The 13,043-nt window shown below is 58.9% G+C and carries 5 protein-coding genes; all 5 read left to right on the top strand.

Features of this window, described 5'->3' with window-relative positions; translation table 11 throughout:
- Positions 1 to 130: 130 nt before the first annotated feature.
- Positions 131 to 4,681: a glutamate synthase large subunit gene (gene gltB, locus JRF57_01495; GenBank protein ID MBW2302366.1), complete on the top strand. Its 4,551-nt coding sequence runs from the start codon at positions 131 to 133 to the stop codon at positions 4,679 to 4,681.
- Positions 4,674 to 6,110, top strand: a complete 1,437-nt coding sequence (locus tag JRF57_01490; protein MBW2302365.1) for a glutamate synthase subunit beta — start codon at positions 4,674 to 4,676, stop codon at positions 6,108 to 6,110. Before gltB ends, JRF57_01490 begins: the two co-directional genes overlap by 8 nt.
- Before the next feature lie 526 nt (positions 6,111 to 6,636).
- A complete protein-coding gene (gene carA, locus JRF57_01485; protein MBW2302364.1) occupies positions 6,637 to 7,794 on the top strand; it encodes a glutamine-hydrolyzing carbamoyl-phosphate synthase small subunit in 1,158 nt (385 codons plus the stop codon).
- A gap of 423 nt (positions 7,795 to 8,217) precedes the next feature.
- Positions 8,218 to 11,481: a carbamoyl-phosphate synthase large subunit gene (gene carB / locus JRF57_01480; GenBank protein MBW2302363.1), complete on the top strand. Its 3,264-nt coding sequence runs from the start codon at positions 8,218 to 8,220 to the stop codon at positions 11,479 to 11,481.
- A 62-nt stretch (positions 11,482 to 11,543) separates the two neighbouring features.
- Positions 11,544 to 12,986 (top strand): amidophosphoribosyltransferase, encoded by a 1,443-nt coding sequence (locus tag JRF57_01475; GenBank protein MBW2302362.1) that lies wholly within the window; start codon positions 11,544 to 11,546, stop codon positions 12,984 to 12,986.
- Positions 12,987 to 13,043 lie beyond the last annotated feature (57 nt).

The raw sequence follows: 13,043 nt of genomic DNA, 5'->3' as shown, positions 1-13,043 counted from the left end.
CCTTTTTTTGCGGAGATGTGCGCCGGTTCGACGATAGGTGTTCCCGTAACGGGAGTGATCCCGGGTTCCACGCACATTCGGGGAGACGGTGGATTCCCACAACCGACCTCCCATCGGGAAAGAACGACCCATGAAGAAGAACAATAAATTCGGGCGATTTCCTCCTGCCCTGGGGCTCTATGACCCAGGGCAGGAGCATGACAGTTGCGGTGTCGGATTTCTTGCAAACGTCCATGGAGACAAGAGCCACACCCTGATCCAGAAGGGAGTGGAAGTCCTGAGGAACCTCGAGCACCGGGGGGCCATAGGAGGCGACCAGAAAACCGGTGACGGAGCGGGAATCCTCTTCCAGGTCCCCGATCGCCTGTTGAGGGAGGAGTGCGGTAAGCTTGGGATCCGCCTTCCTGCGCCAGGCGGATACGGCCTGGGGATGATCTTTCTGCCCCGGGGGGAGGAGCAGAGACGGAAATGCGAGGCGATCCTCGAGCAGGCCACCTCCGCGGAGGGTCTCTCCTTCCTCGGCTGGAGGGATGTTCCCGTGGACGATGGAGCCATCGAGGGGCAGGCCAAACGTGAACAGCCGGTGATCCGCCAGTGTTTCATCGACGGGAGGGGATTTGCGGGGGATGAACTGGAACGAAGACTCTATATCCTGCGGCGGGTCGTGGAGCGAGGGGTAGAAGGAGCGTTAGGGGAGGGAGAGGGTTTTTACGTCCCGTCCCTTTCCTCAAGGGTGGTGACCTATAAGGGGCTCTTCACAGGCACCCAGTTGGGGAGATATTACCTGGACCTGGCGGATCCCAGGACGGAGAGCGCCCTTGCCGTCATCCACCAGAGATACAGCACCAATACCTTTCCATCCTGGGAACTGGCCCAGCCCTTCCGTTATCTCGCCCACAACGGCGAGATCAACACGCTTCGGGGAAACCTGAACCATATCCGATCGCGGGAGGCCTCCCTGAAATCCGAGCGCCTGGGGCATGACATCAAGAAGCTCCTTCCTGTCATTGATGAGCGGGGCAGCGACTCCGCATGCCTGGACAACATCCTGGAACTCCTGATCCATGGCGGCCGGACCTTGCCCCACTCCATGCTTATGCTCGTCCCCGAGGCCTGGGGGGTCAAGTATCCCATAGGGCCGGACCAAAGGGGATTTTTCGAGTATCACGCGGGCCTTATGGAACCCTGGGACGGCCCCGCGGCCATCGCCTTTTCAAACGGTGTCCAGGTGGGGGGCATGCTGGACCGGAACGGTCTCCGGCCGGCCCGGTACACCATCGACAAACAGGGATTTGTGGTCTTCGCTTCAGAGGCGGGAGTACTGGAGTTTCCCCCCGAGGAGATCGCCGAGAAGGGAGCGCTCCGGCCGGGTCAGATGATACTGGTTGATCTTCAAAAGGGCCGGATTATCAAGAACGGAGAGATCAAGACCCTTTGCGCCAGGGCCAAGCCTTACCGCAGGTGGGTGGAGGAGAACAGGATTTCCCTTAGGGGATTTTACGGTGACGTGGCCTCCATTGAACCAGACATGGACAGGCTCCTGTTCCGGCAGAAGCTTTTCGGGTATTCCAGGGAGGATCTGGACATGATCCTGGCCCCCATGGCATCCCAAGGGCAGGAACCGGTCGGTTCCATGGGCGCCGACGCCCCCCTGGCGGTCCTCTCGGAGAGAAACCAACTTCTTTACAACTACTTCAAGCAGTTATTCGCCCAGGTGACCAACCCGCCCATCGATCCGGTCCGGGAAGAACTGGTGATGAGCACCATGACCTTCATCGGGAACCCTGGAAATATCCTCTCGGAGATCCCCAAGAACAGCCGGCTCATCAAACTGCTCCATCCAGTATTGACCAATGAGGACCTCAAAAGGATCCGGGAACTGGACCTGGACGGTTTCCGGGCGAAGACCCTGCCCCTGGGCTTCGAGGCGGGGGGCGGAGCCGTCAAGCTGGAGACCGCGCTGGAAAGACTCGTTCTGCAGGCCGAGAATTCCATAAGCCATGGGCACCCCCTGGTTATCCTGAGCGACCGCAACCTTCCCGAGGGCCAGGCCCCCATCCCCGCGCTGCTGGCGGTCTCAGCCGTGAACCAGCATCTTGTTCGAAAGGGAATCCGGACCAGGGCGGGTCTCATCCTGGAATCCGGGGAACCGCGGGAGGTCATGCACCTGGCCCTGCTCCTGGGATACGGCGCTACCGCCGTCAATCCTTACCTGGCCTTCGAGACCGTCGCGGCAATGGCGATCCAGAGGGAACTGAAGAGGAATCTGGGCGTGGCCGCCGCTATCGAGAACTATATCAAGGCCCTAGTGAAAGGACTCCTGAAGATCATGTCCAAGATGGGGATTTCGACTCTGAGGAGTTACCGAAGTGCGCAGGTCTTTGAGGCGGTGGGACTGAACAGTGACCTCGTGGAAAAATACTTCCGGGGGACCCAGTCAAGGATCGGAGGGATCGGGCTCGAAGAGATCGTCAGGGAGGCCAACCTCCGATACAAAGAGGCTTACGATCCTCGGCCCGATGCCCCTCGGATCCTTCGGAGCGGCGGCTTTTACCGTTTCCGGAAGGACGGCGAGCGGCATCTTTTCGGCCCTGAGGCCGTCACCAAGCTCCAGTGGGCCACGAGGAAAAACGACTTCGCCCTTTACAAGGAATACGCGGAACTGATCAACGAGCAGAACGAGCGGCATTCCACCCTCCGAGGCCTCCTGCGGTTCAAGGAAAGTACTCCCATTCCCCTCGAAGAGGTGGAGCCCGCCTCGGAGATCGTGAAACGGTTCGTTACAGGCGCCATGTCTTTCGGATCCATCAGCCGCGAGGCCCACGAGACCATCGCCGTCGCCATGAACCGCCTTGGGGCCATGAGCAACAGCGGGGAAGGTGGAGAGGACCCGGAGCGTTACCGGCCTTTGCCGGGCGGGGACAGCCGATGCAGCGCGATCAAGCAAGTGGCCAGCGGCCGCTTCGGGGTGACGGCGGAATACCTGGTCAACGCCCGGGAACTCCAGATTAAGATCGCCCAAGGGGCAAAGCCCGGAGAAGGGGGCCAGTTACCCGGCCACAAGGTGAACGAGGAGATCGCCCGGGTGCGCCATTCCACACCGGGGGTCACCCTGATTTCTCCCCCACCTCACCATGACATCTATTCCATCGAGGACCTCTCGCAATTGATCTTCGACCTCAAGAACGTCAATCCCGCAGCGCGGGTGTCCGTAAAGCTCGTCTCCGAGATCGGGGTAGGGACCGTTGCCGCGGGGGTGGCCAAGGCCCACGCGGACATGGTCCTTATCAGCGGCTACGACGGAGGAACGGGTGCCTCACCCCTCTCATCCATCCGCCATGCAGGGATACCCTGGGAACTGGGACTCTCAGAGACCCAGCAGACTCTGGTCCTGAACGGCCTGAGAAATCGGATTCGGGTCCAGGTGGACGGACAGATGAAGACGGGCCGGGACGTCGTGATCGCCGCTTTGCTGGGCGCGGAAGAGTACGGCTTCGCCACGGTGGCCCTGGTGGTCCTGGGGTGCGTGATGATGCGCAAATGCAACCTGAACACCTGCCCCGTGGGTATCGCCACCCAGGATCCCAGGCTCCGACGGCGTTTTGCGGGCAAGCCGGAATACCTCCAGAACTACTTCACCTTCGTCGCGGAAGAAGTAAGGGAGTACATGGCACGTCTGGGATTCCGCCGAATGGATGACTTGATAGGCCGATCCGATCTCCTGGAGATGCGCGAAGCGGTTCGATTTTGGAAGGCCAGGGGGCTGGATTTCTCAAGGATCCTTACACGCCCCGAGGCACCGGAAGGATCGGCCTACCGTTGCGTGCAACCCCAAGAACATCCCATCCAGGACGTGCTGGACAGGGAACTGATCGAAGAGGCAAGGGAGGCGCTGAATTCCGGAAAAAAGGTAGTGATCCACCGGCCCATCCGTAACGTACACCGCTCGACAGGCGCCATGCTTTCGGGAGAAATCGCGAAGCGATACGGCCATCGGGGGCTCCCGGAGGATACGATCCTTTGCCGATTCACCGGGGCGGCGGGGCAGAGTTTCGGGGCCTTCGCGGCCCGCGGGTTGACCTTGGTCCTGGAGGGCGAAGCCAACGATTACGTCGGGAAGGGTCTGTCCGGCGGCAAGATCATCCTCAAGCCTTACCCGGGGGTGACCTTCGATCCCTCGAAGAACATTATCGCCGGCAACGTTCTGCTCTACGGGGCAACCTCCGGAGAGGCCTATATCCATGGTATGGTTGGAGAAAGGTTCGCCATCCGCAACAGCGGGGCCTATGCCGTCGTGGAAGGGGTCGGGGATCATGGATGCGAGTACATGACCGGGGGGAGGGTCGTCGTCCTGGGAGAGACGGGGATCAATTTCGCCGCGGGCATGAGTGGGGGAATCGCTTATGTCTATGATCCCGAGAGGAGGTTCGACGGGCGATGCAACCTGGATATGGTGGACCTGGAACTGGTGACTGAACCGGAAGATATCCAGGAACTCCAGGGAATGATCCGGCGGCATCTGGAGTATACCGGGAGTAAGAAGGCCGCGGGGATCCTAGGGGACTGGGATGCACACCTTCCCTTTTTCGTCAAGGTGTTTCCCATGGAATACCGCCGGGTCCTGGGGATGATGACGAAAGAAGACGAGTCCACGGAAAGGGAAGAGGTGCAGCATGGGTAAGCCCACCGGATTCTTGGAATACACAAGAAAGGAGCCGGGATACCGTCCAAGGGAGGAGAGGATCCGTGATTTCAGGGCCGTTGAATGTCAACTCTCCCACAGGGAAATCCAGGTTCAAGCCGCCCGCTGCATGGACTGCGGGACGCCCTTTTGCCACGCCACCGGATGTCCGCTCTCCAACTTGATCCCCGAGTTCAATGATTTCATGTACAGGGGAAAGTGGCGCCGGGCCCTGGATCTGCTTCTCTCGACCAATAACTTCCCGGAGTTTACCGGGAGGGTCTGCCCGGCATTGTGCGAGGCGGCCTGCGTTGCCGGGATCAACGACGATCCCGTCACTATCCGCCAGATCGAGCTGGCCGTGATCGAGAAGGGTTTCGAGAGTGATTATTTGAGGCCGTCCCCTCCCCCGCGCCGTCACGGAAGCCGGGTGGCGGTGGTGGGCGCCGGGCCTGCGGGGCTGGCGGCGGCCGATACCCTGAACAGGGCCGGATACCCGGTCGTGGTCTTCGACGAGGCCCCAAGGCCCGGAGGAATCCTCCGATACGGCATCCCGGATTTCAAGCTGGAGAAATGGGTCGTGGAGCGCCGGATCCGGATGATGGAGCAGGAGGGGGTGGTGTTCGAGACGGGGGTGCGGGTCGGGGAGGACATCTCCTACCGGTACCTGAAGAGCCGCTTCGATGCCCTTTGCCTGGCATGCGGGGCGAGGCGGCCCCGGGATCTCCCGGTACCGGGCCGGGACCTTCAGGGTATCCATTTCGCCATGGACTACCTGGTACAGCAGAACAGGAGAATGGGGGGCGAAACCTTCGATGCGTCCGGGGAGATATGGGCCGCAGGGAAGCGGGTGGTAATAATCGGAGGAGGAGATACCGGTTCGGACTGCCTCGGGACCGCCATTCGCCAGGGGGCCGAGAGAGTGGTCCAGCTCGAAATTCTTCCCAAGCCCCCCCTCCGGAGATCGGAACATACTCCTTGGCCCCGCTGGCCTTACATGCTCCGGGAAAGCCATGCCCACAAGGAAGGCGGAGAGGTCTGGTGGTCCGTCATGACCAAGTCTTTCCTCGGCTCGGAGGGCCGGGTCACGGGCCTGCGCTGTGTGGAAGTGGAGTGGGACAGGGACCCGGAAGGGGCCCTGAAGGGGCCGATGGAGAAACCCGGCACCGAATTCGACCTGGAGGCGGATCTGGTGCTCCTGGCCATGGGTTTTACGGGCCCTGAAGAGAACTCCATGTTCGATGGCTTAGGAATCGAGCGAGACCAGCGCGGGAATGTGAAGGTCGGCCCCCGGAACATGACGAACGTCCCCGGCATCTTCGCGGCGGGGGATATGACCCTTGGGCAATCCCTGGTGGTTCGGGCCATTGCGGATGGCCGCAAGGCTGCCGGAGGCATCCGGGCCTACCTGAAGGATATTGGAGGATGATATCCAGCCCGGGGCCCATCCACAAATGTATTTTGGGCGGTGGCCGGGTTTCCAATTTTCCGCACCCGTCGGGTGCTAACTCCCGCTGCGGAGCTGCGGGTTTACGGTTTCAGACATCTCCATCCCTTGACTGCTTGTGGCCTTCCACGAGACTGTCACCCGGCAGTTCGACCCTGGTTGAAGAATTTTTCCTTCCCCCGGGGTTGATTTGTCCTTCAAAAGGGAATATGGTCCAGAGCCGATCGGGTTTTGTGGAACCCAATCTGAATAACCTTTCCTATTTCCAGCTACCGGGACAGGCTTTCACCGGCACCTTAGAATGGAAGTCGCCCTGGAGGGATGGGGAGTGGAAGGGGTAAAGAGGCGGATTTCCGGCAAGGCCTGCTCCCCTCAGGCGACGAGACCCTCGATTCCGGTTGCACCTGCTGCGGTGTTCATGTAATCTTTGGGGGCCGTGAAGGAGGGGCCTCTTGAGCCTTATTGCCCTTAAACCGTTTCGAGCTGGAATGATCGTTTACACCGACAAATGAAAGAAAAACCAAAAGCATTATTGGCCCTTGAAGACGGTACCGTGTTCCAGGGTCGTTCTTTTACTGGACATGGTGAGAGCGTCGGGGAGGTGGTCTTCAACACCAGTATGTCCGGATACCAGGAGATCCTAACGGATCCTTCCTATTGCGGCCAGATGGTGACCATGACTTACCCCCTGATAGGGAACTATGGGGTAAACGAAGAAGACATTGAGTCCGAGAGGATCCAGGTGAGGGCCCTTTTGGTGAAGGAATACCAGGAGTACCCCAGCAACTGGCGTTCGCGGAGGAGCCTGGCGGACTACCTGATGGAAGGCGGCATTCCGGGCGTGGAGGGAATTGATACCCGCGCCCTGACACGGCACATCCGATTGGCCGGTGCCATGAAGGCGGCCCTGTCCACCCTGGATACAGATCCGGACAGTCTCGTGGAGAAGGCCAGGCAGGCCCCTGACATGGTGGGAAGCGATCTTGTAACGGAGGTCACCTGCCGGGAGCCCTTTCTCTGGAAGGACGGCCGACAGGTTTTTCTGGAAGGAGGGCTTGATCGGTTCCAGTGGCCGGATGAACCCGGGAAATGGCGGGTTGTGGCCATGGATTTCGGTGTGAAGTTCAATATCCTAAGGTCCCTCGAGAAAAAGGGATGCACGGTCCTGGTGGTCCCGGCACGTACCGGGCCGGAAACCATCGATTCCCTCGAACCCCATGGTCTTTTCCTGAGCAACGGCCCGGGAGATCCGGCGGCCGTGACTTATGCCGTGAGGACTATCCGGGAGGAGATCGGCCGGCGGCCGGTTTTTGGTATCTGTCTCGGGCATCAACTGCTCGGATTGGCTCTCGGGGGCAGGACCTTCAAGCTGAAATTCGGCCACAGGGGGGCGAATCAACCCGTCAAGGACCTTTCCACGGGAAAGGTGGAAATCACTTCCCAGAACCACGGGTTTTGCGTGGACATGAAGTCTCTGGAGAATCCGGACATCGAGCTGAGCCATGTCAATCTCAACGACAACACCCTGGAAGGGCTCGTGCACAAGAAGATTCCCCTCTTCTCGGTCCAGTACCATCCAGAGGCCTCACCGGGTCCCCATGACGCCTCCTATCTCTTTGACCGGTTCACCGCGATGATGGAGAAGCACCATCGGAAAAAGAGTTGAGTAAAACCTAAACTGAGCGTTTCAAAATTTTGATGAGATAGTTTAATCTCGTGCGCCTTGCACTTGTCCGCCTCAGGCAGGTCTCCAGAAAACTCGGAAATCGCTCAATTTAGGTAGTGTCCATCCATAAAGCAGGCAATTTTGTTTATTAAGGTCAAGGAAGGCGAAGATTTTTACCACAGGAATACATTGAAGTATTTCGAGGATTAAAATCTGAGCCTGACCTGTCTGCCGTGCCTGCCTGTCCCTTGGAATGGCAGATAGGTCCGGCACAGGCAGGCGCATAGATTGGGGAAAAGGGCCATTTATGGATGGACACCAGGTAAAAAGAGAAGAGAGAAAAACATAAAATAACCCGGCACGTGGCCGAGAGGAACCCCACACGCCGTGGTTCTTTCACCCTCGTGGTTTTTTGTTGAGAATATGCCCAAGAGAACGGACATTGAAAAGATTCTGATCATCGGATCCGGCCCCATCATCATCGGACAGGCCTGCGAGTTCGATTATTCCGGAACCCAGGCCTGCAAGGCCCTCAAGGAAGAGGGTTATGAGGTGGTACTCATCAACAGCAACCCCGCCACTATCATGACGGACCCGGAAATGGCGGACCGGACCTACGTGGAGCCGATCACCCCCGAGGTACTGGCGAAGGTGATCAAGCGTGAGAGACCCCATGCCATACTGCCGACCCTGGGCGGACAGACCGGTCTGAACACCGCCGTCATGGTGGCCGAGACAGGGCTTCTCGACGAGATGGGAGTGGAAGTCATCGGGGCTTCTATTCCCATCATCCTGAAGGCTGAGGACAGGGAGCAGTTCCGGGATGCCATGGAGCGGATCGGCCTTCGGATTTCTCGAAACGGGATCGCCCGTAACATGGACCAGGCACGGGAAGTGGCGGAAAGGATCGGCTATCCTCTGATCATCCGGGCCAGCTTCACCCTGGGCGGGACGGGGAGCGGTGTGGCTTACAACCGGGAGGAAATGGAAGAGCTCGCCAAGGCGGGTCTTGAGGCGAGTATGATCTCAGAGATCATCATCGAGGAATCCCTCATTGGATGGAAGGAGTATGAGCTGGAGGTCATGAGGGATTTCATGGACAACGTGGTGATCATCTGCTCCATTGAAAACTTCGATCCCATGGGCATACACACCGGGGACAGCATCACCGTGGCTCCGGCCCAGACCCTGACGGACAGGGAATACCAGGAGATGAGGGATGCGGCCATCGCCATCATCAGGGAGATCGGGGTGGAGACCGGGGGATCCAACATCCAGTTCGCGGTCCATCCCCGGACGGGCGAGATGGTCGTCATCGAGATGAATCCGAGGGTCTCCCGCAGTTCGGCCCTGGCATCCAAGGCGACGGGGTTCCCCATCGCCAAGATCGCGTCCAAGCTCGCCGTGGGCTATACCCTCGATGAGATCGCGAACGATATCACCCGGGAGACACTGGCTTCCTTCGAGCCCACTATCGACTATTGCGTGGTCAAGATCCCCAGGTGGACCTTCGAGAAATTCCCGGGAGCAAGGGACAGCCTGACCACCTCCATGCGTTCGGTGGGGGAGACCATGGCCATCGGCAGGACCTTCAAGGAGGCCCTCCAAAAGGCCGTCCGGTCCCTGGAGATCGGCCGGATCGGGCTGGGAGCCGATTCTCCCCCGGGAAGGGAGCCGGACCCGGATATCCAGGAAATCGAAAAGAAACTCATTGAACCCAACTCCGAGCGGATTTTTTACATTTTGCGAGCGTTTGAAAAAGGGATGCCCATCGAAAGAATCCGGGACCTGACCCACATCGATCCATGGTTCCTCTTCCACATCCGGGAGATCCACGAGATGGAAAAAAAGCTCCGGGATCAAGCCCGCCGGGGCGTTTCCCCAAGAGACTGGGATCCGGAGTTGCTGAAGGAAGTCAAGGAACTCGGTTTCTCGGACCTTCAGTTGGCGACCCTTTTCGAGAGGACGGAACAGGAAATCCGGGAGTGGCGAACCGGAAAGGGGGTCACCCCTGTCTACAAGCTTGTGGATACCTGCGCGGCGGAATTCGAGGCGTACACGCCCTACTATTACTCCACCTATGAGGAGGAAAACGAGATCCGCTCCACGCGGAAAAGAAAGGTTGTCATCCTAGGTGGCGGTCCCAACCGGATCGGCCAGGGGATCGAGTTCGACTATTGTTGCGTCCAGGCATCCTTCGCCCTCAGGGAACTCGGAATCGAGAGCATCATGGTCAACAGCAACCCGGAGACCGTGAGCACAGACTACGACACCTCCGACAAACTCTACTTCGAGCCCCTGACCCGGGAAGATGTGCTTAACATAATCGAGCAGGAAAATCCCGAGGGGGTGATCGTCCAGTTCGGAGGGCAGACTCCCCTCAACATCGCCGTTCCGTTGGCCGAGGCCGGGGTGCGTATCCTCGGGACCAGTCCGGACAGCATCGACCGGGCCGAGGACCGGGAGCGGTTCCAGAAACTGCTTAAAAAACTCAACCTGCGTCAACCTAGAAACGACATCGCATACAGCCCTGAGGAGGCCCTGAGGGTTACGGCGGAGGTCGGGTACCCCGTGGTTGTGAGGCCTTCCTTTGTCCTGGGTGGGAGGGCCATGGAGATCATTTACGATCAGGCTGACATGGAACGGTACATCTTGAGCGCGGTGGAGGTTTCACCGGGAAAGCCCGTGCTCATCGACCGGTTCCTGGAGCGTGCCGTGGAGATCGACGTGGACGCCATCTCCGACGGCGATGAAACCGTGATCGGCGGAATCATGGAGCATATCGAGGAGGCGGGAATACACAGCGGCGACAGTGCCTGTGTCTTGCCTCCCATCTCCCTCAAGCCTAATATCCTGGAACAGATCAGGTCCCAGACCAAGGCCCTCGCCCGGGAACTCCGTGTCGTGGGATTGATGAATATCCAATACGCGGTGAAAGACAACGAGATCTATATCCTGGAGGTCAACCCGAGGGCTTCGAGGACCGTTCCCTTTGTGAGCAAGGCCACCGGAATCCCCCTGGCCAAGCTTGCGACCAAGGTGATGATGGGCCTTAAGCTTAAGGATCTGGGGTTGCGCAGGGAAGTGACCATGACCCATACTTGTGTGAAAGAATCGGTCTTCCCCTTTGACCGATTCCCGGGAGTGGATACCCTTTTAGGACCCGAAATGAAATCCACCGGGGAGGTCATGGGGATCGATCAATCCTTTGGGCTGGCCTACGCAAAGAGTCAGTTGGCTGCGGGCCAAAGACTGCCGACGTCGGGGACGGTGTTCATCAGCGTCCGGGACGAGGACAAGACTGCTGTACTGAATACGGCCAAGATATTCCACAAGCTGGGATTTAGAATTGTGGCCACCCGAGGGACGTCCGAGTTTCTTTCCCGCCAGGGCATCCCCAACGAGGCGGTAAAAAAGGTCAGGGAAGGACGCCCCCATATCCTAGACCTCATGAAAAACGGCGAGATCGATCTCGTGATCAATACCACGAGCAGTAAGCGGGCCGTCTCCGAATCCTACGAGATCCGCCGCACGGCCCTGATCCTGGAAATCCCCTACACCACAACCCTGGCGGGTGCCAGGGCCACCGCCCTGGGCATCAAGTCCATGCTGGAAGGGGACCTGAAGGTGAAGACCTTGCAGGAATACCACGAAATGGACAGCCTGATTCAGCATTTCAGGGAGTAAGGCGTGTCCCAGGGATTGGAGTGGAGTTCCGGGATCCCCGTATCAGTTCACTTTTCCAGAAGATGAGTCGAACCATGCATGTGCCCGAAAACAATGCACGGGTCCCCTTGCCGGAACGGCCCAGGGAGGAATGCGGTATTTTCGCGGTTTACGGACACCCGGAGGCCGCGCGGTTGACCTATTTCGGGCTCTATGCCTTACAGCACAGAGGCCAGGAGAGTGCCGGAATCGTGGCATCGGACGGAAGTCACGTGGCCGAGTACAAGGCCATGGGCCTGGTACCTGAGATCTTCACCCAGGAGATCCTGGATCGACTGAAGGGCCACATGGCCTTGGGCCATGTGAGGTATTCCACGACGGGTTCTTCACTTCTCGTCAACGCACAGCCCTTCAGGGTCCAACATGCGGGGAAGACCCTGGCCATAGCACATAACGGCAACCTGGTGAACGCCCGAAGCCTCAGGACGAAAATGGAGAGCCAGGGCTCCATCTTCCAGACGAGCATGGACAGCGAGGTCGTTCTGCACCTGGTGGCCCGGGGAATGAAGAAGGGACTGGAGCAGGCCATGGTCGGGACCATGGAGCAGGTAAAAGGAGCCTATTCCCTGATCCTCATGAGCGAGGACGCCCTGGTGGCGGTCAGGGACCCGAATGGATTCCGCCCCTTGTGCCTTGGAAAGATCAACGACAAGGGTTTTGTCGTCACCTCCGAGACCTGCGCCCTTGATCTCGTAGAGGCCGTCTATGTCCGGGATGTGGAGCCCGGCGAAGTCATCGTAATCAACGAGGAAGGATTGCGAAGCATCCGACCCCGGAACCAGGCCCGCAGGGCCCAGTGCATCTTCGAACTCATCTATTTTGCCAGGCCTGACAGCAACGTGTACGGCGAAAACGTCTACCTCTTTCGGAAAAAGCAGGGGGAACTCCTGGCCAAGGAATACCCGATTGACGCGGACCTGGTGATGCCGTTCCCCGATTCCGGCAATTATGCCGCTATCGGATACGCTCAGGCCTCAGGAATTCCGCTGGAAATGGGGATGATCCGTAACCACTATGTGGGAAGGACCTTTATCCAGCCCTCCCAGAGCATGCGGGACTTTGGGGTGAAGGTCAAATTGAACCCGGTAAAGGAACTCCTCAGGGGCCGCCGGGTGATCATCATCGAAGATTCCATCATCCGGGGCACGACGGCCAGGACCCGTATGCGGACACTGAAAGGCATCGGAGCTCGGGAAGTCCACATGCTTGTAAGCTGCCCTCCCCACCGTTTTCCCTGCCATTACGGGATCGATTTTTCCAGCAAAGGGGAATTGATCGCGGCACAGAAATCGGTGGAAGAGATCCGGGACTACATTGGATTGGACAGCCTTGGTTACCTGAGCCTTGAAAATCTCGTCCGGGCCACCCGCATTCCCAGGGATGACCTTTGTCTGGCCTGTTTCGACGGAAACTACCCCGTGTCCATAGACGAGACCTTTTCCAAGACCTGGCTGGAATGTAAATGAAAGGGTCTGGAAACATGGAGGCGCCGTTTCCGGAACGGTGTCCCTGGAAACGGCGCC

The organism is Deltaproteobacteria bacterium (assembly GCA_019310525.1).
Classification (GTDB): Bacteria; Desulfobacterota; DSM-4660; order Desulfatiglandales; family HGW-15; genus JAFDEE01.
Note: the sequence above shows the minus strand (reverse complement) of the source record. Positions and strands in the feature narration are given on the sequence as shown.